Below are 23,244 nucleotides of genomic sequence, written 5' to 3'. Positions count from 1 at the left end.
GTCAGATCTTCCCTTCGGGAGGCGGGGGAGAAGCGTAGGTGTCTTTGTCCAAGAAGTCGCCCTTGCGCGCGCTGGCCTGCTCGTAAGCGCTGGTTTCACGCTGGCGACGGCTGTAGCATTCATTGCACTCCCAGGCACGCCGCGGGTCGGCGTCTGCGCCGCTGCGCTCAAAATCGGCCGCAGGCCGGAACTGCTTGCAGGTGTAGCATTGCTGCAAAACCAGCTGCGAATAGCCGGGGTTGGCTTTGGCCGCTTCGTTGTCGATCGGAGTGGCGCGTTTGGGCAGTCCCGCCACCCAACCCCAGCCGTCTTGGCTGCGGTGAATCGTGCCGCCCTGGCTGACCAGCTGCGGGGAGAAGTCCCAGGCGCCCTCTCGGGCGGTCAGGCCGCGGGCCTGATATCCGCCGTCTTTCAGGCGGTACACAAAGGCGGTATTGTCGCTCAGCCGGTAGGCGCGGATGGCGCCTTCGGCCGCCGCTTTTTCCAAGATTTGTTCATAGCTCATGCTGCGGTCACCTCTGTGATGGGGGCAATAATAAGAGGATTATAACGGCTCGCTCGCTGCTACTCCACCGGCTTGAAATAGTTGGTCATGCGGCCGCGGCAGAGCAGTTCCCCGCTCTCCTCCAGCAGCACATCCACCTCGTGCACGGCGTGCGTCCGCCCCCGGCGCAGCAGGCGGGCGGTGGCCCGCAGCGTGCCCGCCGTGGCGGAGCGCAGGTGGCTGGCGCTGACCTCGATGCCCACCGGGCGCGCCAGTTCCAGGTCGGCGCCAAAGGCGGCGTGGCTGCTGGCTGCGGTCTCGATCAAGAACAGGCTAATGCCGCCGTGCAGCAGCCCGAAAGGCTGGCGCAGGGCATCGGTGATCGGCAGGCGCAGGGTCAGGCTGTCTTCGTCCACATCCAGCACTTCGCCGCCCAGGCGGCCAAAGGCGGAGCGGGCGTGGCCTTCGCGCGCCATCGCCAGCCAAGTATCTTTGTCTAAGGTAGGCATGGCTTCATTATAAAGTGCCGTCTAAACCAAAGGCGGCGCGCAGTTGGGGCTTGATCTTGGTCACGGCATCTGCCCGGTGGCTGAGCTTGTTCTTTTCCCTAAAGCTGAACTCGGCCATCGTGCGCCCGGTGCCGGCCACTACGAAGATCGGGTCGTAGCCGAAGCCGCCCACACCGCGCTCTTGGGCCACGATCTCGCCGCGGCACTCCCCTTGCGCAAAGTGCTGCTGCGGCTGCGGGTCGCCCGGCAGCGCCAGGCACACGGTGGAGACGAAGCGCGCCGTCCAGGGTTGCGGGTGGCCGGCCAGCAGTTCCAACAACCGGGCGCGCCGCTGAGCATCGTCGCCCGGGCTGAGCCGGGCGGAGTGCACGCCCGGGGCACCGCCCAGCGCCGCCACCTCCAGACCGCTGTCGTCCGCCAGGCAGGGCAGGCCGCTGGCCTGCGAGAATGCCGCCGCTTTCAGTGCCGCGTTGGCGGCATAGTCGGCCCCGTCTTCGAGCACATCCAGGTCGTCCAGGCCCACGTCGACCGGCGTCAGCAGCTGCACGGGCACATCCGCCAGCAGGGCGGTCAGCTCACTCAGCTTGTCGCGGTTCCCGCTGGCCAGCAAAAGTCGTCTCATGGCTTGCATTCTAAGCCATTCTGCGGCATCACCCCACGCGCGGGGGTGGTTTCGCCTTACAGCGCTGTATGTGCGGTTGCTTGTTGACTATTTTGCAATTTTTGTTATACTTTTCCCAAGTTATTCAGAATCCTTTGCAATATCGGCTGCGAAGGATTCTTTTGCAAAACAGCGCCGGACTCGCCAAAAAAGGCGCATTGCGACACGAACATGACCACGCGCGTGAACCCTCTTCGCATCAATGTCGGCTTTTTGGTCAAAGCCGAGGTGGGTTACACCCGCACCATCGAATTTGATGAAGCTGAGATGGTTCTGCCGCCAGACCTGACCGTGTATGACCTGCGCGGCGCAGCCACATTTGGCCGCACGCCCCAGGGCCTGGTGGCGGAGGTGGCCCTCAGCGGGCGCACCACGGTGGAATGTGTGCGCTGCCTGGAAGAGTTTGACCAGGCCATCGCCACGCAGTTCACTGATTTGTACGCCTTTGATGAACGCTCGGTGACCGAGTCGCAGCTGCTGGTCCCCGCCGACCATCACATTGATCTGGCTCCATTGGGCCGCGAGTACCTGTTACTCGACCTGCCGTTCACCCCGCTGTGCCAGCCGGACTGTCAGGGCCTGTGTCCGGTATGCGGCAACAACCGCAACCACCAGGCCTGTGAGCATGCCGACCCGATTGATCCGCGCCTGATGGCGCTCAAGGATTTATTAGACCCCAAGGAGTAGTGTCCGGCGCGCGCCTTGCGCCGTGGCCAAGGAGGCATTATGGCTTTTCAATCCAAGCAGCAAATCGATGAACAGAACGCCACCCTGCTGGGTGAGCGCCTGCAGGGTTTGCCGGTTTCGCCGGATGGCTTTACCGTGCTGGACGAAGATCAGGATTTCCAGCGTCTGGAAATGCACTTCATGACCCATGCGGAGCCTGAAGACGCGGCTGATGATTTCCATGCGCTCGACATGGAAATGCCGGAAGCCTACGAGCTGCCTCAGGATGAAGTCATCGACACTGTCGGCCTCTATTTGAAAGAGATGGCCCGCGTGCCCCTGCTGACCATGGAGCAGGAGGTGGACCTCGCTAAGCGCATTGAAGCCGGCAAGAAAGCCCGCCGCCAGCTGAACAAGCTCAATGGCAGCACACCGCCGGCCAAGCGCGCCCAGCTGGATGCCGTCATTGAAGACGGCCGCCTGGCCCGCGAACACCTGATCAAGGCCAATACCCGCCTGGTGGTCAGCATCGCCAAAAAATACATGGGCCGCGGCGTGCCCTTCCTGGATCTAATCCAGGAAGGCAACCTGGGCCTGATGAAGGGCGTCGCCAAGTTCGACTATCGCCTGGGCTTCCGCTTCTCCACCTATGCCACCTGGTGGATCCGCCAAACCATCACCCGCTCGATCGCTGACCAGGGCCGCACCATCCGCGTGCCGGTGCACATGATCGACCGCATTCGGCTGATGTATAAGGCCGCCCACACGCTGGAACAGCGCCTGGGCCGCCCGGCCAGCATCGAAGACCTGGCTGAGGAGCTCAACGAAGACATCGAGAAGGTCGACTGGATGCTACGCGTCTCCTGGCTGCCGCTCTCACTGGAGAGCCCGGTGGGCGACGAGGAAGACTCCGAGCTGGGCATGTTCGTCGAAGATGAGAGCAGCCCCAGCCCCAGCCAGTCTGCCTACAAGAACATGATGGAACAAAAGGTGGCTGAAGTGTTGGCCACGCTCACCCCGCGCGAGGCTCGTATTCTGCGCCTGCGCTTCGGCCTGGAGAACGGCCGGGCGTACACGCTCGAAGAAGTTGGCGAGAAGTTTGGCCTGACCCGCGAGCGCATCCGCCAGATCGAGGGCAAGGCTCTGCGTCGCCTGCGCCACCCCAAACGGGCCCGCCAGTTGCGCGAGTACCTCTAAAACCGAAATCCTTCTCCTCTTGGAAAACAGAAAGGCCGCGTCCCCGAAGCGCGGCCTTTCTGCTTAAGGTTTACTATAAAGGGCGTGGGGCAACCAATGCGCGCCAGACCAAAATCACTCTCCGCCTTCTTTGCTCTGTACCGGCTGCCACTGGCCCTGGGCGCCATCGCGTTTCTGCTGCCCTTGCTGCCACGGGTGTTGTCTGGTAGCCAGTCGGTTTTGCTGGGTGTGCTCTGGCTGCTGGCCTTGACCCTGCTTGCACCCCTGGGGGCCTTGCTGGGTTGGGCTTTGGCCTGGTTCGGCCGCGGCACAATCGCCCAGCTCGGCGCCCTGGCGCTGAGCATCGCGGCAGGGTTTTTCATGCTGATTGTGGGGCTGAGGCTGGTTGACCTGCTGGAAACGCACCTGGTTGCCCACTGGCGGCGGGAATACTCCATCCTGGTAGCCGGCCTGATGATCTGGGCTTTGTTTCGCGGCGGCTTTGCTCTCATGCGCTTTTTGACCGCCCGGCTGCTGGCCCGCATGCAGCAAGACCGGCGTACCGGGCGGCTGGCCGCGCACAAAGACCACCAGCGTGTGCGCTTTCCCGGCTATATCGCCAAACCGGCCAAGGCCCTGGCCTATCCGATCCTGACGCTTCTGGTTGTCTTCATCAGCAGTTCAATGGCGTTCTTTATCCCCAGCTTTTCGGCTCCCCTGTTCTGGTTTGTGATTGTGCTTTCAGGCGTGGCAGCGCTGGCCATGTATGTCTATCTGCAGCGTGGCGCGCAAGCCAAGCCACTTGTGGGGATTCTGTGGTGTGCCGGAGCCCTGCTGGCCACGGCCAAGGCCCTGCAACCCAAACTGTTTGCCAACCTGCCCACGGCATTGCTGGTGGTGCTCAGCTTGGCCGCGCTTTTCGTGTTCTTACACTTCGCCTTCCCAGCCGCGACTTTGTGGGTGCGCCGCGAGATGTTTGCCCCCACCCCAAGCTGGGCCGGGGCTGTCTCTCGATCTCCCTTGGGCTGGTGGGCACCGGCGGGGCTCTCGGGGCCAGCTGGGGGCGCCGGCTGGCACAGCAGATAGACGACAGAAATACTTCGTTTGCCATCATGGGTGCCTGCCTGTTGTTTGTGGCCTTCCTGGTACTGAATACGGTGGTGTCTCAGTACATCCACGACAGGCAGCCTCGCCAAGAGTAGAAAAAACGCCCCTAAAGGAGGGGCGTTTTTGGGCCGTTGTCTGCTTGGGTGGCTAAAACCAGCCGCGCTTGCGAAAGATCAGGATGGCGGTCAGCATCAGCGCCAGGCTGATGCCCACCGTCAGCCAGAAGGCGTGAGGTGTCTCGCTGAACGGCAGGCCCACGTTCATGCCGTAAAAACTGGCCACCAGGGTGGGCAGACCCAACACCAGCGTCACCGAGGTCAGCACTTTGACTACGTCGTTCTGGTTGTTAGAGATCATCGAGGCGAAGGCATCCATCATCTGGTTCAAAATGTTGCTGGAGATGTTGTTCATTTCGATGGCCTGCATCGTCTCGGTCAATACATCATCCAGCAGGTCCTGGTCTTCCTCAAATTGGTTGAACAGGCGCATGCGCTGCAGCCGCTCGATCATCACTTCATTGGTCTTTAATGCCGTAGAAAAATACACCAGGCTCTTTTGGTACTTCAACAGCCGGAAAAGGTCTTTGTTGTCGATGGACACGGTCAAGCGCTCTTCCAGGTTGTCCACCAGGCGGTTAATGGTGGTCAGGTGCTTGAGGTAGAGCTTGGCCGTATTGAACAGGATGTGCAGGATAAAGGTGTTGTGCTTGCGCGTGTGTAGCGGATATTCCTTGTTCTTCTTGGACTCGCGCAGGCTTTCCGTGTTGAACTTGGACACGGTCATGATCCACTTGGCCGAGGTGATGATCGCCAGCGGCACCGAAGTGTAAGGGATATCTTCATGGTCGCCCTGGAAGTAGGGCACGCGCAAAATAATGTAGGTGATGCCGTCGTAACGCTCCACCCGGGCCAGCTCGTCCACGTCCAAGGCGTAGGTGATCGCCTCTTCGGGCGCGCCCCAGTCCACCAGCTGCTCAATTTCGTCGGCGTGCGGCGCCACAGCGTTGATCCACACGCCTTTGGAGACGCGCTCCTGCTGGACCAGTTTGCCGTTCGGCATGGTCTTGAAGATTTGGATCATGTATTGCTCCTTCCGGAGCAAGCGGGGTTAAAAACAAAACCCGGCACCTGAAGACGGCCGGGTTGGGAGAGGCAGGCAGGCTTAAGCCAGGCGAGCTAAGCGGCTCTCCAAACAAGCACGTCGAACAAGGCGCAACGCTTGCTCGATAACGGATCGATGTCTAAACTACTGTCAACTTCCATAGTTACCCAGCCAGTCTACTCCTCCGGCTAGCCTCTGTCAACACTGCCCATGCGCTTGCGCCGCCAGCTCATGAAGCCGGTCAGCGCGGCGCCCAGCAGAATGGCGCCCAGGTCGTCTGCCGGGCCTAGGATCAGGTCTGGCAGCACGGCGTACAGGCCACCGGCCACGGCCGGCAGCCAGGCCCAGTCACGTACTTTAATGAAGTGATAGGCTGCCAAAGCGGCGAAGACCACAAAGGTCCCCAGCCCCAGCAGGGCGCCGATGCGGTATTCGCCGGCGCTCCAGCCGATGATGTTGACCACTGCCGCGCCCAAGAGCGCCACCAGCAGGAACACCAGACCGAATAGAATGCGTTTGCGATCGCTCATGATTATTGATTGAAGGGCGATGCGCCCTCTGCGGTTTGCGGCGCGTAATAGGGGCTTTCGCCCTCGTCGTGGTCGGTCACGTCAATGATCTGGCGCACAGCCGGCACGGCTTCCATGATGGCTTTTTCAATGCCGGCGCGCAGGGTCACCGCCGCCATGCCGCAGCCCTGGCAGCCGCCGCCCATCTCTACGTAAATGTCCTCGCCCTTGACGTCCTTCAGCAGCACCCAGCCGCCGTGGCCGGCCACACCGGGGTTGATGAAGTCGTCGATGACCTGCTGCACCTGCTGGGCCAGTGGGTCTTCCCAGTCACGGCGGGCTTCCACACCCGGCGGCAGAATGCTGCGCGGCGGGTATTCGATGTTGAACCCAGCCGAGTAGCGCTCTTCGTCAAAGTCAACCTTGGCGCCTTGCACCTTTTCGGCCACATCGGGCTCAAAGAGCAGCTCAAAGGCGCCTACGCTCTGCACCAGATCGTTGTCTGTGGCTTCGCTGCGCTCCTGGAACTTGAATTCAGTTTGGTAACCGCCACCGGGCAGCACGCCGCGGATGGCGACGCGCACGGCCAAGCCGGGCTTGCCGCGTGTTTCGATCAGCTCGCTGATCTTGCTGGCTGCCGCAGGGCTGATGTTCAAAATGTCTTGGCTGGAGAGGGCTTCGCTCATAGTATTTAGATTGTTCTTTCAGGCGCAATCTTACCCGAAAGCGCGCCAAGCGGTAAGCAAGCTTTTATAAAGAAACTCAGGATTTGCGAATATGGGATTCAGAAAATGCGGTTAAGATTAGCCCCGCTAAAAGCCATGGAAAAGACGCAAACTCCCCCGCCGCCGCCGCCCATTCTGCCCAAACCCACCGGTTTTTTGGCCCGCGTGCTGAAGCTGCGCCGGCCGGTGACGGTGCTGGGCCTGCTGCTGGCGATCACGCTGTTCCTGACCTGGCTGCCGCCTGAGCAGCGCGGCGAGATTGGCCGGGCGGTGCTGGCCCGCCGCAGCCTGATGGTGGCGCTGGGCTTGTTCACCCTGGTGAGCCTCTCGCTGCTGTGGGCGCGCGGCCAGGCCATCGACAATCACGTCTTTCTGCTCTTCAACCTGTGGGGCTTCCGGCCGCGCTGGCTGGATATCTTGATGTGGATCGTGACCCAGATCGGCGCCGGCCTGGTGGCGATTGGTCTGGCGATTTACCTGTACTTCTTCAAAGCGGACCCCATGCCGGCCCTGCAGCTGGCTCTGGGCACCATGACCCTGGCCCTGCTGGTCGAAGGCTTGAAAGAGATCATGAACCGAGCCCGCCCGTACCTGATCAACACCCAGGCCCGCGTGATTGGCTGGAAGGCGCCCGGGCGCTCCTTCCCCAGCGGGCACACCGCCCACGCCTTCTTCCTGGTGACCTTGCTCAATTTCCTGTGGGAGCCGCCGCTGATCGGCACGATTGGCCTATTTGCCGTGGCGGTTGCAGTGGGCATCACCCGCATGTATGTAGGCGCCCACTTCCCGCGCGATGTGGTCGCTGGCAGCATCCTGGGCTTCGCCTGGGGCATCTTCATGATCCTGATCGACCCCTTTTGGCCGTTGTGGTTTCCTTTCTAGGCGTTGTTGACATGGGCGGCGCCCATCCTATACACTAGTCGTACGATGACTACTTTCCTTATATATGCTGCGGTTTCCGTTGTGATCATGCTGGGGATAATGCGCGGTTCCCCCGCCCGGGTCGCCGTGCCTTTGCGCCAGTCGCCGCTGCGCCGCAAGCGTTGATCGTCAGCTTCCAGACCCGGGCCGCCGCAAGGCGGCCTTTTTGTTGGCATTACAATGGAACAGATTCTGGAGAAGACATGACCCAACACATCCTCGTCGCCGTCGCCTGGCCCTATTCCAACTCCGACATTCACGTGGGCAACGTGGCCGGTTCGTACCTGCCTGCCGATATTTTCGCCCGCTACAACCGCCTGAAGGGCAACCAGGTGCTGATGGTCTCCGGCTCGGATGCCCACGGCACACCGATCACGGTGAAAGCCGATGCCGACGGCGTGACACCGGAGGAGATCTACCAGCGCTACCAGCCGCGCTTTCTCGACCTTTTCCAACGTCTTGGCCTGAACTACGACCTGTTCACCACCACCCACACTGAGAACCACTTCAAGGTCTCGCAGTCGCTCTTTTTGGCCCTCAAGGAGAATCAGCTGTTGTACACCGAAGAGCAGCAGCAGTGGTTTTCACCGGCGCTCAATCGCTTTTTGCCCGACCGCTATGTGGAGGGCACCTGCTACATTTGCGGGTACGACAACGCCCGCGGCGACCAGTGCGACAACTGCGGCAACGTGCTGGACGCCACCCAGCTGATTAACCCCCGCGCCAAGATCGACGGCTCGGTGCCGGAGCTGCGCAAGACCACCCACTTCTTCCTGGACCTGGCCCAGCTGCAGCCGCAGGTGATCGAATTTCTGGAGAGCCGCAAGGACTACTGGCGGCCCAATGTGGTCACCCGCTCGCTGGGCTGGATCCGCAGCCAGGGGCTGCACGGCCGCCCGATCACCCGCGACCTGGATTGGGGCATCCCCGTGCCGGTGGAGGGCTGGGAGCATAAGCGTCTGTACGTGTGGTTCGAGGCGGTCATCGGCTACCTGTCGGCGGCCATCGAATGGAGCGAGATCAGCGGCCAGCCGGACGCCTGGCACCGCTGGTGGACCGACCCGGCGGCGCGGGCCTATTACTTTTTGGGCAAGGACAACATTGACTTCCATGCCATCCTATGGCCTGCTGAGCTGGCCGGGGCGGGCGATCAATTCAGCTTCATCTTTGAAGGCACCCAGGGCAAGCCGCTCAACCTGCCCTACGACGTGCCGGCCAACGAATTCCTAAATATTCAGGACCGCAAGCTGTCCGGCAGCCGCAACTGGGCGGTGTGGGCGCTGGACTTTCTGGAGCGTTACGACCCGGACCCGCTGCGCTATTACCTGACCGCCATCATGCCCGAGACCAGCGACAGCAACTGGGACTGGGACGACTTCGTGGCCCGCAACAACAACGAACTGGTGGCCACCTGGGGCAACCTGGCCAACCGGGTGCTCTCGTTTGCCCACCGCCACTGGGAGGGCAAGGTGCCGGATGCCGGCGAACTGCGCCCGGCGGACAAAGAACTGCTGGCCAAGATCGAAGCCGGCTTTGACAGCGTCGGCGCGCATCTGGAGGCGGTGAAGCTGCGCGCCGCGCTGGGCGAGGCCATCCGCCTGGCCAGCGAGGTCAACGCCTACCTGGACGCCCAGGCGCCCTGGTCGGCGGTCAAGACCGATAAGGCCGCCGCCGGGACGACGATTTACACCGCCATCCGCGCCATCGACAATCTCAAGACGCTGCTTTCGCCCTTCCTACCGCACACCTGCGAGCAGCTGCACCAGACCCTGGGCTACGACGCGCCGCTGTTCGGCGAGCAGTATACCGAGATGCAGCACGACGCGCTGGGCGAGCATCTGGTGCTGCGCTACCGGGACGCCGGGGCCAGTGGCCGCTGGGCCCCCAGCACCCTGGAGCCCGGCCGCGCCCTGCGCCAGCCGGCGCCGCTGTTCAAGAAGCTGGAGCCGGCGGTGGCCGACGAGGAGCGGGCGCGGATGGGGTAAATATGGAAGAAAAGCAATTGGAGTACCGTCGCGATTTACCAGATGAGTATTACCGTATGCTAGGTTTGCTATTAGTCGAATATAGTTATTTGGATGTGCTTTTTGATCAATTCTTTGCACTGTGTAGCTTTGATGAGACCTTTTCCCAGGCAGTGAAAAAACACCCAAATACACTTGGTGGTCGAAGGAAAGATCTTGTTTCCTTGGTGAAGGAACTTAAAAGTAAACCTTTGGGGCAGGAATTCTTCGAAAATTTAGACTTGAATTTTTTGCAAACACTTGTCGAGAACCGAAACGAGATAATTCATTCTCAATACGGGTTTCGGGAGAACAAAGTGTTTGTTTTTAGCAGAAACTCAAATTTCGAACCTAGAGAGATAACACTTCAAAAGTTGCAACGCCTTGCTAAAGATATAGAAGAAGTTTCATTCCAATTAGTGGGAATGCAGTTATTGGCCAGGAATCGGCGTACAGCATTTGCAGATTGCTTAATTTCTTTTTTGAAATCAAATTATTTAGTATGTCCAATACCCGCAGAATGGGACCGAATTTGGAAATTACTGATGTCAAAATTTAGCCACTCGGTTTCACCACCTTCAGAATTTCTGGTATCGGATCATGATACAAGTGGAAACCAAGAGAGACGGGAAAAACTTTTTCAACAGATTAGATTTGTTGAGAAGAATGGTGGCCTCGGAATATTTGACAAAGAACTTAGAAACTTGGAATTAAAAAATTGGATAGTAGATAAAGGACTGTAAGTCAATAGTTTGTAGAACTCCAAAACGAGTGTAGAAGTGACGTCACTGCGAACTAAAAATCCCACTGTGTTCGGCCGAGCGGCTTCAGAACATTTAGCCCGGTGATGACGAGAAGCACCACCAGCCCGCCAATCGAATGAAGCAGCGTATGGCCTTGCAGGTGCCCCTGGCTGATGTGGCTGGCTTGCAGAAGCAGGACGACGGTAGCGAACAGAGTCAGCAGCAGCGAGATCAGCACCCACCAGTGTCGCAGCAGCCCCCAAGGTGTGCCTAGCGATTGGATGACGCCGGTAACCAGCGTGGCCAGGGCCAGCGGAACGATCAGGTAGGTGGCCAGCAGTTGCATCCCTGTCAGGGCTGCCTGCACGGTGGCGATATCCCGGTTGGTAGTCACCGTCAGGTCGAGCACCAGATAGGCCGCCACCGCCCCCAGCCAGCCGACCGAGACGGCGATGTGCAGCGCCAGCATCAGCTTGCGCAGGGTCGGGGGCATTAACATGTCGCGACGAGGACCTGATCCAGCCCGCCGCCATGAAGGCCGGGGCCGTGTTCGGTGCCGCTGAACATGGATAGGATGACCAGCACTGCCATGACGGCGATCGCAATCCAGGCGAAAATCTTTACCCAGCGAGGCGTGGGGGGCTTCTGTTTGGTTTCAGAGCCTGATTGTGGCATGTGAACCTCCTGCGCCATTTTACTATACATTATGTCTATATAAATGACATTGTGTCCATGCCGTAGGCACCTGTATACTTGAGATATGCCAAAACTCTGGCGACACACAGTGGATGCCCACCGCCAGGAAGTTCGGGAGAGGATTCTTTCCAGCGCAGCTTCACTGGCGGTGGTCAATGGTCTGCGCGGCGTCAGCATGGCGCAAATTGCCGAGCAGGTCGGCATCACCCGCACTACCTTGTACAAATATTTCCCCAGTGTCGAGGCCATCCTGGATGCTTGGCATGCCGGTCAAATCCATACCCACCTCGATCATTTGGCCAGGGTGGCTGCGGGCGAGGCTGATCCCGGCGGGCGTTTGCGTGCTGTGCTGCAAGCCTATGCACTGGTTTTGCAGAGCACTAGCCGCCACGATAGCGACCTGTCCGCTTTGCTGCATGCGGGCAGCTCGCTGGCAGAAGGCCGGCGGAAACTGGACGCCCTATTGGAACCCCTGCTGGAGGCGGCAGCAGCGGCTGGTCAGGTGCGCGCTGACATTCCGGTGGACGAGTTGGCCAGTTACTGTCTGAATGCTCTAGGCGCGGCCGCCGAGTTGAACTCTGAAGCCGCTACCCGCCGGCTGGTTGGGATGGTGATTGACGCCTTAAAACCCTAGGTTAGATACACTGCAAAGTGCAGTGTAAGAACTGCATTTTGCAGTGTATAGGCTTCGTACCTCAACCCTTTCCTCCGTACTCGGCAAAACCGCGGGTGATGTTCTACTATGCTCTATCTATTCGCTTGGAGATTGCTTCGGGCGGCGAAAGCCGCCCTCGCAAAGACGACCCTGGGAAGGCGCAGCATGCTGCGCCCCTACGCGTATTCGTCATTCTGAGCAGCGGCGCAGCCGCGCCGCGAAGAATTCATCGATGCCAAGCCCACTTTTGGCGTTTGTCTTGTTCGTTGTCTGCGCCTTGAGTGGATTGCCCAATGGCGCACAGCCTCATCGCTTGACAGCAACTATCATTTGCTCATCAGCAACTGTTGCGCGTGGATAATGGCGGCGTGTTCGCTCCCCTTGTATCTCAGTTCAACATAGTGTGCACAAACCCCGGCGCGGTCTTGTCAAGCCGGCACAAACAGCACAAAAACGGCACAACCACAAACTTTCAACAACCACAAACACCAGTCAGCGCTCCCTCGCAGAGATGGTTGAGGCTGGTGTCTCAATCTGCAATCAGCACTCAGAAATCAGCACTCAGTTTTTCGTCAGCCAGCGCGCCGCTCGGCCTTGCCCAACTTTTAGATGGCGGCGCTCCAGCTCGCAGGTCAGAGCGCGGCCGCCTTGGCGCGCAGCACCGCGCGCTCGCGCTCGTTGGTCGCCAGGTCGGCGGCGGTGATCAGCTCGGAACGGGCTTCGTCGGTGCGGCCGAGCCGGGCGAGCAGTTCGCCGCGCACACTCGGCAGCAGGTACGATCCGCGCAGTTGTCCCTGCGACGACAGCCGGTCGACAATGCGCAGCGCGTTGGCAGGCCCGCTCGCCATCGACACCGCCACGGCGCGGTTCAGCTCGACCACGGGGCTCGGGGCCAGCCGACCAAGCGCCTCGTAGAGCAGCACGATGCGCTCCCAATCGGTCCCCTCGACGCTGGGGGCGATCGCATGGCATTCGGCGATCGCCGCCTGCAGCGCATAGTTTCCGCGGCCGCGACCCACGGCATCCGCCCGCTCCAGTGCCGCGCGTCCGCGCTCGATCTGGGTACGGTCCCAGCGCGATCGATCTTGATCGCTGAGCAGGATCGGGGTACCGTCCTGGGAGACCCGCGCCGCGAACCGGGATGCCTGGAACTCCATCAGCGCGACCAGGCCGTGCACCTCCGGCTCACGCGGCAGCAGGCCAGCCAGCACGCGTCCCAGGCGCAGCGCCTCGTTGGCGATCTCGGGGCGCATCCAGCGGTCACCCGAGGTGGCCGCGTAGCCCTCGGTGAAGACCAGGTACACCACACCGAGCACGGCGCCGAGCCGCGCGGTCCACTCGCTCGGGTCGGGCGTCTCAAAGGGCACATGCGCCGCGGAGAGCGTCTTCTTCGCTCGGACGATGCGCTGCTGCACGGTGGCGACCGGTACCAGGAGCAGGCGGGCGATCTCCGTGGTGGTCAGGCCCGCGACGACGCGCAGGGTGAGGGCGACCTGCGCTTCACGCGAGAGCACGGGGTGGCAGGCGGTGAAGACGAGGCGTACGACGTCGTCGTCGATCGGCTGCCATTCGTCTTCGCTGGTCTCCGACAGGTCGTGGGCGATGGCGCGATAGCGCTGGTCGAGACGTTCCCGCCGGCGCCAGCCGTCGATCGCCTTACGCTTGGCGACGGCCGTGAGCCAGGCGCCCGCATTTTGCGGGGCGCCTGACTGCGGCCATTGGGTCAGCGCATCGACGAGCGCTTCCTGTGCCAGGTCCTCAGCCAGGCCTAGGTCGCCAGTCATCTTGGCGAGCGTCGCCACAATGCGCGCGCTCTCGATGCGCCAGACAGCATCGACCGTTCGCTGGATGTCGGTCACGATCTCACCAGGTGACGGTCGTCTCAGCGGCCATCGCTCCGGCGCTCCGCTCCCTTCTTGACGTATTCGTTGTCGGCGTAGTCGGCGAAGGCCTCCTCGGCCGTCGGGATGCGGCGCACCTCCAGCTTGGAGCCCGGCCCGAGCGGAGCGCGGCTGGCCCACTCGATGGCTTCTTCCTTGCTCGAGACCTCGAGGATCCAGAACCCGTTGAACAGCTCGTGCGTCTCGCCGTAGGGGCCGTCGGTCACGATCGGCTTCTCGCCGGCGAAATCGACGACGAATCCCTCGGTGGCCGGTGCCAGGCCTTCTGCGCTGGCGAACACGCCCGCCTTGATCAGGGACTCGTTGTAGGCACCCATGGCGTTGATGATCTCTTCGAAGTCGACCTTCTGGCTGGCTTCGAAGGCTTCCTGGGTGTCGCGCATGATCAGCATGTACTTCATGGTGGTTCTCCTTTCGTGCGAGGCCGCCCGTTGCGTCCTCCTACTATCACGTCGAACGGAATCGCCCCGAATCGACATCGCAACACGGATTTCTTTTCCCGGCACGGCGCGCTACTCGTCCAGCGCCGCCAGCCAGCGCGCCCGCTCGGCCTTGTCCAGCTTTTCGATGGCAGCGCGCAGCATAGGTCGGCGCATGCGGGCAGCGTGCTGCTGCAGGAAGGCGAGCAGCCGCGGCCGGTCAGCGTCGCCGACGCTGCGCAGCAGCCAGCCGGCGGCCTTCTGCACGTATTCCTCGGGATCTTCGGCCAGCATCTCGGCCAGCTTGAGCGCGTCGTCCAGCTCGCCGCGGCGCACGAAGGCGAAGCAGGCCACCAGCGCGCTGCGCCGCTCGGGCCAGAAGTCGGAGGCGGCCAGTTGGTACAGGATGTCGCGCGGCTTATCGGCCAACCAGGCGCCCACGACGTGCTGTGCGCCCAGGTCCACCAGGTCCCAGGTGTTGATGCGGGCGTGGCGGCGCAGGTACAGCTCGTACAGCGCCTTGCGCCGCTCCTCGCTCGTCTTCTTCCCGCGGACCGACTTTTCCATGATGCTGACTGCGCCAGCACGGGCCTCGCGGATGTCGCTCTCCAGCAGCGTCTCGATCTCGGCGAGGGGCATCTGGCTGTGCGCCTTGGCCAGCGCGAAGACCTGGCCCATGCGCACGCCGATGAACTCTTGCGATTGCCCCGGGAAGTAGCGTTCGTAGGCCTGCTGCTGGGCGAGCGAGGCATGGCTTTTCAGCTGCATCAGGAAGCCCGCCGCGCTCAGTTCGCTTTGGACACCCTCCTTGAAGCGCAGGCCGTGCTCGGCCAGCGTTTCCTTGAGGATGCGCAGCGCCTTGGGTCCCATGCCGTGCAGCTTAGCGATCTCCGCTTCGCTGTGTTCGGCTAGCTGCTCCAGGTGGGTGATGCCGGCGGCCTCCAGAGCGCTCTGCGCTGGGCCGGAGGTTTTGGGGAGGGGCGTGTGGGTCATGGGAAGATTATACGGGGCGGTTTTATGTGTGGGAGGGCGAGGCACGCCTCGCCCCTACGCATGACTTGTAGTTAGACTGGAGATTGCTTCGTCGCACTTGCTTCGCAAGTACTTCTCGCAATGACGAAAGGTCTACGGCATGCTCAGCTTGTAGCCTGCATCCAGGCGCGTACCAGATCGGCCAGCGCCGCATTCTGGGCCTGCGCGTCATCCAGACTGGTGAAGACTACGGTGCCGCGTTCGTTGTTAACCCACTCCACCAGGCCGCTGGGGTCTTCAAAACTGAAGGCCGCGTCGCCCTCGGCGCGGGCACCGCGGTGGAAGATCAGGCGCACTTTGTCGGCGTCGCGCAGCATGAAGGTGATGCGGTCTTGGTCAGCGTAGCCAAAGCTGGGCGCATTCCACTTGATGCGCTCGTTCAGCCCGGCATCCGCCGCCAGGATCACCGCCCGCAGCGCCTCGACCACTGGCTTGAGCGGGTGGTCGAGACGCTCCAAGTAGGCGTCAACGTTTTGGCTAGGCATCAGCCGCTTCGCTCCAGCACCACCACGGGGATCGTGCGCTGTGTGTTGGCCTGGTAGGTGTTGTAGCGCGGCCAAATGGCGGCCATCAAGGCCCAGAGGCGCTCGCGTTCAGCGCCCTGCGCAATGCGGGCGGCTGCCTCGAAGACCTCGGTGCCGACCTGCACCTGAACCGTCGGATCTTGCCGCAGGTTGCTGAACCAGTTGGGGTGCTGCGGGTGCCCGCCGCGTGAAGCCACGATCACATAGCGCCCCGCATCTTGCCCGTACAGCAGGGCGGTGCGAAACAGCTTCCCTGACGTGCGCCCGCGGGTGGTCAGCAGCAGTGAGCGGGTGCCGCCCAGCTTGTGCCCCAGGCGTCCACCGCTCTTGAGGTAGGCCAGCATGTGCAAGCGCACCAGCCAATGGCCGGGGCTGCTGTAGATAGGTTCCGGTGGGCTCATCGAAGTCCTCACAGGCTTAAGTATACAAGCCATCAGCCAGCGTGTATGTAAAGATAACTTGACAAAATGTAAAGATATATGTATTATCTTGGCAAGGAGAGACTGAACATGAAACCCAAACAAAAGCTGCTTTTGGCTTTTCTGGCCTATGCCGTCTTGGTCGTCCTGGCGGTCAGCCTGGCCCGCTCCAGCATGTATATCAGTAAGCCCGTCCTGCTGGTTCTGGCGCTCCTGCCTCTCATACCGGGCATCTTCATCGTCATCTTTGTCGCTCGTGACCAGATGATGGCCATGGATGAATTGGAGCGCACGATTCAGCTCGAAGCGCTTTCCCTGGCTTTCGGCGGCATGTTCCTGGTGCTGTTGGCCAGCTCGCTGTTGGGCATTGCTGGTGTGCCGCCGATCGACTTGGGCACCGCCTTGATTTCCATGGGTGTCTTGTGGGGGGCCGGCCAGCTGCTGGCCCGGCGGCGCTACCAATGAAGAACCGTCTGAAGGTGCTGCGCGCCGAACGCGACTGGTCACAGGAGCAGCTCGCCCAGCAGGCAGGCGTCTCGCGCCAGACGATCAACGCCATCGAGACCGGCAAGTACAACCCCAGCCTGGACCTGGCCTTTGCCCTGGCGGCGCTCTTCGAGCTCAAGATCGAAGAGATCTTCTTCCCCGGCGCGGCCGAATAGCTCGGCCGCACAAGCCCAAATCAGACCCCGCAGGGTGGTCTGATTTTGGGCGCTTAACAAAGCGAGTATGATTTAGGGCGGAGAAATTATGTCTATAGACGAACTGGGTATTCATCTGGGGCCGCTGTACATTCGCTACTATGGCCTGATCGTGATGGGGGCGGTGGTTGCCGGCGCGGCGCTGGCTGAGTGGCACGCCAAACAGCGCAAGCTGCGCAGTGACTTTATCTGGGAGAGTTTGCTGTGGGTGGTGCTGGCTGGGGTGCTCGGAGCCCGGTTATGGCACATCTTCACTCCTTCGCCCTCGCTGATCGCCGCCGGCGTGACCACGCAGTATTACCTCACTCATCCGCTCGATGCGCTGGCCATTTGGCGCGGCGGCTTGGGCATCCCCGGGGCGGTGATCGGTGGTGTGCTGGCCCTCTACATCCTGGCCCGCCGCCGCGGCGAGGCCTTCGCTGCCTGGCTGGATGTCTTTGCGCCAGCCATCGCCCTGGGGCAGGGGCTGGGCCGTTGGGCCAATTACGTCAACCAGGAGCTGTACGGCGCTCCCAGCGATTTGTCCTGGGCCATCACCATCGACCCGGCCTATCGCCTGCCGGAATTCGCCGATGTGGCCCGCTACCATCCCATCTTCCTTTACGAGTCCCTGTGGAGCCTGGGCACTGCGGCCTTGCTGATCTGGCTCGGCCGCAAATTCGGCCAGAGCCTGAAACCCGGGGATCTGTTCCTGGTCTATCTGATCACCTACCCCACCATCCGCATCCTGTTGGACTTCATCCGCCTGGACGCGGCCGAGATCGCCGGCTTCAACGCCAACCAGACCTTCATGGCCGTGGTGCTGGTGCTGGCGGCCGGGCTATTGGCGTGGAGGCACAGGACGAAAGTATGAGGGCAGAGGGTGAAGGATGAAAGGCTGGAATTCATTCCAGCCTTTCTTTTTGCCTTGGCCCGTCATAGGGATTCCTTGTCGGGCCTGCGACCCTCCTCGGAATGACAAAATGATATCGTTGGGACTTGCTTATAGCTTAGAGCCTGCGGCTTACAGCTAAAGAACGATATTCACCAACTTGCCCTGCACTACAATCACCTGCCTGGGCGGCTTGCCTTCCAGCGCCTTGATCACCGCTTCGCTGGCCAGAGCCTGGGCTTTGGCGTCCTCATCGCTGGTGCCGGCTGGGATGGTGATGCGGTCGCGCAGCTTGCCGTTGACCTGCACGATCAGGGTCACTTCGTCTTCCTTGGCGGCTTGCGGGTCGGCTTGCGGCCAGGCCTGCAGGTGCACGGAATAGGGCTTGCCCAGTTTGGCCCACAGCTCTTCGGCAATGTGGGGGGTGACCGGGGCCATCAGGCGCAGCAGAATGTTCTGGGCCTCGGCCCATTCCGGGCTGCCGGTGGCCCCGGCGTCATAGGCTTCCTGCATGGTGTTGGTCAGTTCCATCAGCGCAGAGACGATGGTGTTGAACTCGAAGTTCTCCATGTCGCGGCTGATGCGCTGGATGGTTTGGTGCGCCTTACGGCGCAGTCGTTTAGTGACGTCCGGGCCTGCGCTCTTCTGGGTACCCGGTTCAAACAGCCCCCAGACGCGGAACAGCCAGCGCACCACGCCCTGGATGTTGTCGTCGCTCCACGGGCCGCCTTCGGACCAGCGGTAGCCGAACATTAGGTAGGCGCGCACCGTGTCGGCGCCGTACAGCGCTACCTGGGCGTCCGGGTCGACCACGTTGCCGCGTGACTTGCTCATGCGCTGGCCGTCCGGCCCCAGGATCTGGCCCTGGTTGCGCAGCTGCATGATCGGCTCGTTGCCTTCCACCAGGCCCATGTCACGCAGCGCCTTGTGGAAGAAGCGCACATACAGCAGGTGCATCACGGCATGTTCGGCGCCGCCGGTGTAGGTGTCCACCGGCGCCCAATAGTTGTACTCATTCTCGTCGAAGGGCGCCTTGTCGTCGTGCGGGCTCAGGTAACGCAGGAAATACCACGAGGAGCACATGAAGGTGTCCATCGTGTCCGTGTCGCGTTCGGCCGGGCCGCCGCAGTTGGGGCAGGTCGTCTGCTTCCAAGTGGGGTGCAGCTTCAGCGGGCTTTCGCCGGTGGGCGTCCATTCCACGTCGTCCGGCAGCACCACCGGCAGCTGGTCCTCCGGCACGGGCTGCACGCCGCAGTCCTGGCAGTAGACCATCGGGATCGGCGCGCCCCAGTAGCGCTGGCGCGAGATCAGCCAGTCACGCAGGCGGTAGCCCACCGCGGCTTCGCCCAGCTTCTCGGCCTTCAGGTAGGCGATGGTTTTGGAGATGGCTTCGCTGGAAGGCGTGCCGCTCAGCACGCCGCTGTTGGCCATCACGCCTTCGCCGCTGACGGCGGCGGTCATCGTCGCGCCGTCCAGCACTTCGCCTTCCGGCTGGATGACTGGGCGCACTTCCAGCCCGTACTTGCGGGCGAATTCGAAGTCGCGCTGGTCGTGGGCGGGCACGGCCATAATCGCGCCGGTGCCGTAGGTCATCAGCACATAGTCGGCCACCCAAACGGGGATGCGCTCGCCGTTGACCGGGTTGATGGCGTAGCCGCCGGTGAACACGCCGCTCTTCTCTTTTTCGGTGGACTCGCGCTCGATCTCGGTCTGGCGGACGGCCTCGGCCACATAGGCTTCCACTTCGGCGCGTTGTTCGTGGCTAGTGACTTCAGCCAGCAGCGGGTGCTCGGGGGCCAGCACCATGAAGGTGGCGCCCCACAGCGTGTCCGGCCGGGTGGTGAAGATGGTGAATTCCTGGCCGGTCTCGGTCTTGAAGGTCACATTGGCGCCTTCGGAGCGGCCGATCCAGTTGCGCTGCAGGGTTTGAATCTGCTGCGGCCAGTCGATGCCGTCAAAGTGCAGCAGCTCATCGGCGTAGTTGGTGATGCGGAAGAACCACTGCTCCAGCTCTTTTTTGATCACGGGCGTGCCGCAGCGCTCGCAGACGCGCTTTTCGCCCACCACCTGCTCGCGGGCCAGGGTGGTGTTGTCCTTGGGGCACCAGTCCACCGCGGCCAGCTTGCGGTAGGCCAGGCCTTGCTTGTACAGCTTCTGGAAGAACCATTGCGTCCATTTGTAATATTCAGGGTCGGAGGAGACCGCCTGGCGGCGCCAGTCGAACATGGCGCCCATGCTGCGCAGCTGGCCGCGCATGCGCTCGATGTTGGCGTAGGTCCATTGCTTGGGGTGGATGTTGCGCTGGATGGCGGCGTTTTCGGCCGGCAGGCCGAAGGCGTCGAAGCCCATGGGAAAGACCACGTTGTGGCCGCGCATGCGCATGTAGCGGGCGCGGGCGTCGGAAGGCGTCATGGCATACCAATGGCCGATGTGCAGGTCGCCGGAGGGGTAAGGCAGCATGGTCAGGGCGTAGTGCTTGGGGCGCTTGGGGTCAATGTCGGCATGGTATAGGCCGTCCGCTTCCCACTTCTGCTGCCATTTGGCCTCGATCTCGGCCGGGGTGTATTTTTCTGCCATTCTGCTCCTTATTAGCTAATAGCTGTTAGCGATTAGCGGTTAGCTAAACAAAAATCTCCCGTCGCGTGAATTGCGTTTTTCGCAATTCACGGGACGAGAGATAGAACTCCCGCGGTACCACCCGCATTGCCCGTGCAGGGTTTCGTGCGCGGGCCGCTCAAGCGTTGATAACGGGGCGTCCCCCCGCCACAGCTTACTGGGCTTCGGCTGTGGACCGTGCTCAGACTTCGTCTGAGCCTGCAGGCGAGTTGGGCTTTTTGGCGTCCGGGTCGCCGCGCGGGACTTGCACCACTGCGTCCCTGCTCTCTGCCGGATAGCTTATTACTCCTGCTCGGCGCTTGCGGCATGCTGCCGCTATGCATTTCCGGTGATTCTACAAGATGCTGGCAGGGGTGTCAAGAAAACAGGCGTCAGGCCAGCCAATAGGCCAGGCCAGCCAGCAGTGCGGCGGCGATTGCCAGCCCCGGCAGCGCTTTGAGGTGGGCGCGACCGTGGAAACCATAGTCCTTGTAGCCGGCAAAGCCTTCCGTGCCCGGGAACACCGTCCATTGGGGCGTGATCGTGTTCAGCACCAGCCAGTCGATGACCACCAGGTCGAAGAGGGAGATGGCCAGCACCAGGATCGCCGCGTGCAGGAAGAGCGTCCCGAAGCTGGCGCCACTTTGCAGGGCGAAGGTATAAGTGGAATAGAAGACACCGCCAACCATGATCAGCAAGAGCGGGATGGCGAGCAGTTTTGCCTCGCGCTTCTCCGCCTCGGTTTGCGGCGGCACGGCGGCCAGGATGTCTGCCGGTGTATCCTGCTTGGTGAGGAAGAGGCGCGGCTTGTAGAGGCCGACATAAAACACCAGGGCGGTGAAAGCGGCGATCAGAATGCTGCCATCAATTAGGAATTTTTGAACGTCCAACATGGGACACCCTATAATTTAGGTATACCTAAATTATAGGGGTGGGCGGCGATTTGTCAAGGTTAAAACGAAAGCACCCTCGTCATTTGCGAGGGTGCTTTCCAGTGGACCCAGAGGGATTCGAACCCTCGACCTTCTCAATGCCATTGAGACGCGCTCCCAGCTGCGCCATGGGCCCGGCGCAGAGCGCAAACTGCTCTGCTTTTCGGCTGCGCCGACAACTCCAGCTTGTGCTTACCCTTGCGAAGAAACTGTGCAGCTTGGGCTACTCGTAGCTTCGCAAGGAGTGCTGCACAGTGGACCTGGAGGGATTCGAACCCTCGACCTCCTCAGTGCGATTGAGGCGCGCTCCCAACTGCGCTACAGGCCCTTCTGTTAAGGTCGCCGGATTGTACTGTACGGTACAGTCGCTGTCAAGAAAAGGATGCTGGCTTGCAACATAGACCGCACGCGCCGAGTAAAATTGTCGCTCGCCTCAAATTCCTCGCGGCCTAAGGAGCCCTATGTCGGAGCACACCCAACCCGGTCCACAAACCATGCGGACTTTTTACATTATTTGGCTGGGCCAACTCGTATCGCTGCTTGGTTCTGGACTGACCGGTTTTGCCCTGGGCGTTTACATCTACCAGACCACCGGTTCCACTACCGCCTTTGCCATGAGCATTCTGGCCTTTACCCTGCCCGGCGTGCTCTTTTCGCCCGTAGCGGGCGCCTTGGTGGACCGCTTCCCGCGGCGCTGGATGATGATCCTGAGTGACACGGGGGCCGGGCTGACCACCGTGGTCATTCTTGCTTTACTACTCACGGACAGTTTGCAAATTTGGCACATTTATGTGGCCAACTTTGTTGCCTCGCTTTTTGGCACTTTCCAGTGGCCGGCCTATTCGGCGGCGACCACCATGCTGGTGCCGCAGGCCCAGCTGGGCCGGGCCAGCGGCATGGTGCAGATGGCCGACGCCGTCGGCCAATTGCTGGCCCCGGGCATTGCTGGCGCCCTTTTTGTGACCTGGGGCATGCAGAGCGTGGTGGCGATCGACATAGTCACTTTCCTGTTCGCAGTCGGCACCCTGTTCTTTGTACGCATCCCCGAGCCGGTGCGTACTGCGGAGGAAGCCGCCAGCCAGTCTTCGATTATGACCAGCATGCGCTTTGGGCTGGATTACATTCGAAACCGCCCCGGGCTTTTCTCGCTGCTGATGTACTTTGCCGGCATCAACCTGTTCTTTAGCATGCTGGGGCCGTTATGGACCCCGCTGTTGCTCAGTTTGGGCAACCCAGACCAGGCGGGCTTTGTGGCTTCGCTGGTCGGGGCGGGGATGCTGGTGGGCACTTTCGTGATGAGCGCCTGGGGTGGACCCAAGCGCAGGGTGTATGGCGTCTTGGGCGCCGGCATCTGGATGGGCGCCATGCTGCTGTTCCTGCTCTTGCCCGCTTCGCTGACGCTGATCGCAGTGACCGGCTTTTTCTCCATGCTGGTGCTGCCCATCATGAATGGCAGCAGCCAGGCGCTGTGGCAGAGCAAGACAGAGCCGGATTTGCAGGGGCGGGTTTTCTCGGTGCGGCGCATGCTGGCCCAGTTCACGGCCCCTGTGGCGATCTTGCTGGCCGGCCCGCTGGTGGACCAGGTCTTCGCGCCCAGCCTCATGCCGGGCGGGGCGCTGGCCACTACTTTCATAGGCGATTGGGTCGGGGTGGGGCCGGGCCGTGGCCTGGCGCTTTTCTTTGCTGTAGTGGGCTTGCTGGTGCTGCTGATCTCTTTCGTTTCCCTGACCAACCCGCGGCTGCGCAACGTGCAGGATGAGATCCCCGACGTGATTGTTAGAAGCCAGAGTGAAGAAGCCTCGGCCAAAGAAGCGCTGGGGGCCAGCTAAGCCGCGCAATTTTTGAGCGGATTTGCCCAGACTGAGGCACCAATCAATGTTGTGGTGAAACTTGA

At 61.5% G+C, this 23,244-nt stretch carries 26 protein-coding genes and 2 tRNA genes; 11 read left to right on the top strand and 17 right to left on the bottom strand.

The annotated features are described in order from the left end of the window. Position 1: 1 nt before the first annotated feature. From KF885_01230 to rdgB, 3 genes are read right to left on the bottom strand one after another with little or no spacing between them, the layout of a single operon-like run. Entirely contained in the window at positions 2 to 505 is a 504-nt protein-coding gene (locus KF885_01230; protein MBX3047776.1) for a hypothetical protein, read from the bottom strand. 59 nt (positions 506 to 564) lie between these two features. Then, positions 565 to 993, bottom strand: coding sequence for a PaaI family thioesterase (locus KF885_01225; GenBank protein ID MBX3047775.1), 429 nt, complete (start codon positions 991 to 993; stop codon positions 565 to 567). Positions 994 to 1,000: 7 nt separating this feature from the next. Further along, positions 1,001 to 1,615 carry an RdgB/HAM1 family non-canonical purine NTP pyrophosphatase gene (gene rdgB / locus KF885_01220; protein MBX3047774.1) on the bottom strand — a complete coding sequence of 205 codons (615 nt, stop codon included), beginning with the start codon at positions 1,613 to 1,615 and terminating at the stop codon, positions 1,001 to 1,003. Between the two features lie 210 nt (positions 1,616 to 1,825). Here rdgB and KF885_01215 point away from each other — a divergent pair, with 210 nt between their 5' ends. The 3 genes from KF885_01215 to KF885_01205 all read left to right on the top strand — a co-directional run bounded on the left by KF885_01215 (position 1,826) and on the right by KF885_01205 (position 4,582). Further along, positions 1,826 to 2,341 (top strand): DUF177 domain-containing protein, encoded by a 516-nt coding sequence (locus KF885_01215; GenBank protein MBX3047773.1) that lies wholly within the window; start codon positions 1,826 to 1,828, stop codon positions 2,339 to 2,341. A 39-nt stretch (positions 2,342 to 2,380) separates the two neighbouring features. After that, complete coding sequence (locus KF885_01210) at positions 2,381 to 3,517, top strand: sigma-70 family RNA polymerase sigma factor (GenBank protein MBX3047772.1); 1,137 nt, start codon at positions 2,381 to 2,383, stop codon at positions 3,515 to 3,517. Between the two features lie 96 nt (positions 3,518 to 3,613). Next, a complete protein-coding gene (locus KF885_01205) occupies positions 3,614 to 4,582 on the top strand; it encodes a hypothetical protein (GenBank protein MBX3047771.1) in 969 nt (322 codons plus the stop codon). A 168-nt stretch (positions 4,583 to 4,750) separates the two neighbouring features. Here KF885_01205 and KF885_01200 read toward each other — a convergent pair whose 3' ends face one another. The 3 genes from KF885_01200 to KF885_01190 form a co-directional block, all read right to left on the bottom strand. Continuing rightward, positions 4,751 to 5,683 carry a magnesium transporter CorA family protein gene (locus tag KF885_01200; protein ID MBX3047770.1) on the bottom strand — a complete coding sequence of 311 codons (933 nt, stop codon included), beginning with the start codon at positions 5,681 to 5,683 and terminating at the stop codon, positions 4,751 to 4,753. A 209-nt stretch (positions 5,684 to 5,892) separates the two neighbouring features. Continuing rightward, the gene (locus KF885_01195) at positions 5,893 to 6,234 is read right to left on the bottom strand and encodes a hypothetical protein (GenBank protein MBX3047769.1); all 342 of its coding nucleotides are present in this window, start codon (positions 6,232 to 6,234) and stop codon (positions 5,893 to 5,895) included. Between the two features lie 2 nt (positions 6,235 to 6,236). Further along, on the bottom strand, positions 6,237 to 6,899 hold the full coding sequence (locus KF885_01190) for a NifU family protein (protein ID MBX3047768.1): 663 nt from the start codon (positions 6,897 to 6,899) through the stop codon (positions 6,237 to 6,239). A 135-nt stretch (positions 6,900 to 7,034) separates the two neighbouring features. Here KF885_01190 and KF885_01185 point away from each other — a divergent pair, with 135 nt between their 5' ends. From KF885_01185 to KF885_01175, 3 genes are all read left to right on the top strand, one after another. Continuing rightward, a complete protein-coding gene (locus KF885_01185; protein ID MBX3047767.1) occupies positions 7,035 to 7,820 on the top strand; it encodes a phosphatase PAP2 family protein in 786 nt (261 codons plus the stop codon). A gap of 242 nt (positions 7,821 to 8,062) precedes the next feature. Beyond that, the gene (metG, locus tag KF885_01180) at positions 8,063 to 9,844 is read left to right on the top strand and encodes a methionine--tRNA ligase (protein ID MBX3047766.1); all 1,782 of its coding nucleotides are present in this window, start codon (positions 8,063 to 8,065) and stop codon (positions 9,842 to 9,844) included. 2 nt (positions 9,845 to 9,846) lie between these two features. Then, positions 9,847 to 10,605: a hypothetical protein gene (locus KF885_01175; protein ID MBX3047765.1), complete on the top strand. Its 759-nt coding sequence runs from the start codon at positions 9,847 to 9,849 to the stop codon at positions 10,603 to 10,605. Between the two features lie 52 nt (positions 10,606 to 10,657). Here the strand turns inward: KF885_01175 and KF885_01170 are convergent, their stop codons facing one another. Both KF885_01170 and KF885_01165 read right to left on the bottom strand, forming a co-directional pair. After that, positions 10,658 to 11,104 carry a hypothetical protein gene (locus KF885_01170; GenBank protein ID MBX3047764.1) on the bottom strand — a complete coding sequence of 149 codons (447 nt, stop codon included), beginning with the start codon at positions 11,102 to 11,104 and terminating at the stop codon, positions 10,658 to 10,660. Next, on the bottom strand, positions 11,098 to 11,280 hold the full coding sequence (locus KF885_01165; protein ID MBX3047763.1) for a hypothetical protein: 183 nt from the start codon (positions 11,278 to 11,280) through the stop codon (positions 11,098 to 11,100). Before KF885_01165 ends, KF885_01170 begins: the two co-directional genes overlap by 7 nt. 85 nt (positions 11,281 to 11,365) lie before the next feature. Here KF885_01165 and KF885_01160 point away from each other — a divergent pair, with 85 nt between their 5' ends. Then, on the top strand, positions 11,366 to 11,935 hold the full coding sequence (locus tag KF885_01160) for a TetR/AcrR family transcriptional regulator (protein ID MBX3047762.1): 570 nt from the start codon (positions 11,366 to 11,368) through the stop codon (positions 11,933 to 11,935). Between the two features lie 653 nt (positions 11,936 to 12,588). Here the strand turns inward: KF885_01160 and KF885_01155 are convergent. The 5 genes from KF885_01155 to KF885_01135 form a co-directional block, all read right to left on the bottom strand. Next, entirely contained in the window at positions 12,589 to 13,815 is a 1,227-nt protein-coding gene (locus KF885_01155) for an RNA polymerase sigma factor (GenBank protein MBX3047761.1), read from the bottom strand. Between the two features lie 23 nt (positions 13,816 to 13,838). Beyond that, positions 13,839 to 14,258, bottom strand: coding sequence for a hypothetical protein (locus tag KF885_01150; GenBank protein ID MBX3047760.1), 420 nt, complete (start codon positions 14,256 to 14,258; stop codon positions 13,839 to 13,841). Positions 14,259 to 14,369: 111 nt separating this feature from the next. Beyond that, complete coding sequence (locus KF885_01145; GenBank protein ID MBX3047759.1) at positions 14,370 to 15,269, bottom strand: DNA alkylation repair protein; 900 nt, start codon at positions 15,267 to 15,269, stop codon at positions 14,370 to 14,372. 143 nt (positions 15,270 to 15,412) lie between these two features. Beyond that, complete coding sequence (locus KF885_01140) at positions 15,413 to 15,793, bottom strand: DUF1801 domain-containing protein (GenBank protein MBX3047758.1); 381 nt, start codon at positions 15,791 to 15,793, stop codon at positions 15,413 to 15,415. Next, positions 15,793 to 16,233, bottom strand: coding sequence for a nitroreductase family deazaflavin-dependent oxidoreductase (locus tag KF885_01135; GenBank protein ID MBX3047757.1), 441 nt, complete (start codon positions 16,231 to 16,233; stop codon positions 15,793 to 15,795). Before KF885_01135 ends, KF885_01140 begins: the two co-directional genes overlap by 1 nt. Before the next feature lie 108 nt (positions 16,234 to 16,341). Here KF885_01135 and KF885_01130 point away from each other — a divergent pair, with 108 nt between their 5' ends. The 3 genes from KF885_01130 (at position 16,342) to lgt (ending at position 17,805) form a co-directional block, all read left to right on the top strand. Continuing rightward, a complete protein-coding gene (locus tag KF885_01130) occupies positions 16,342 to 16,716 on the top strand; it encodes a hypothetical protein (GenBank protein ID MBX3047756.1) in 375 nt (124 codons plus the stop codon). After that, entirely contained in the window at positions 16,713 to 16,913 is a 201-nt protein-coding gene (locus KF885_01125; protein ID MBX3047755.1) for a helix-turn-helix transcriptional regulator, read from the top strand. Before KF885_01130 ends, KF885_01125 begins: the two co-directional genes overlap by 4 nt. 88 nt (positions 16,914 to 17,001) lie before the next feature. Further along, entirely contained in the window at positions 17,002 to 17,805 is an 804-nt protein-coding gene (lgt, locus tag KF885_01120; protein ID MBX3047754.1) for a prolipoprotein diacylglyceryl transferase, read from the top strand. Between the two features lie 156 nt (positions 17,806 to 17,961). Here lgt and leuS read toward each other — a convergent pair whose 3' ends face one another. The 4 genes from leuS to KF885_01100 all read right to left on the bottom strand — a co-directional run bounded on the left by leuS (position 17,962) and on the right by KF885_01100 (position 21,678). After that, complete coding sequence (gene leuS, locus KF885_01115; GenBank protein ID MBX3047753.1) at positions 17,962 to 20,400, bottom strand: leucine--tRNA ligase; 2,439 nt, start codon at positions 20,398 to 20,400, stop codon at positions 17,962 to 17,964. 410 nt (positions 20,401 to 20,810) lie between these two features. Then, positions 20,811 to 21,311, bottom strand: a complete 501-nt coding sequence (locus KF885_01110; protein MBX3047752.1) for a hypothetical protein — start codon at positions 21,309 to 21,311, stop codon at positions 20,811 to 20,813. 102 nt (positions 21,312 to 21,413) lie between these two features. Then, a tRNA-Ala gene (locus KF885_01105) sits at positions 21,414 to 21,486 on the bottom strand. A gap of 119 nt (positions 21,487 to 21,605) precedes the next feature. Continuing rightward, positions 21,606 to 21,678 (bottom strand) — tRNA-Ala (locus KF885_01100). Between the two features lie 133 nt (positions 21,679 to 21,811). Here KF885_01100 and KF885_01095 point away from each other — a divergent pair. Continuing rightward, positions 21,812 to 23,179 (top strand): MFS transporter, encoded by a 1,368-nt coding sequence (locus KF885_01095; protein ID MBX3047751.1) that lies wholly within the window; start codon positions 21,812 to 21,814, stop codon positions 23,177 to 23,179. Positions 23,180 to 23,244: the final 65 nt, after the last annotated feature.

It is taken from the genome of Anaerolineales bacterium (genome assembly GCA_019637805.1).
Lineage (GTDB): Bacteria > Chloroflexota > Anaerolineae > Anaerolineales > UBA11579 > JAMCZK01.
This window is presented reverse-complemented; position numbering and strand designations above follow the sequence as displayed.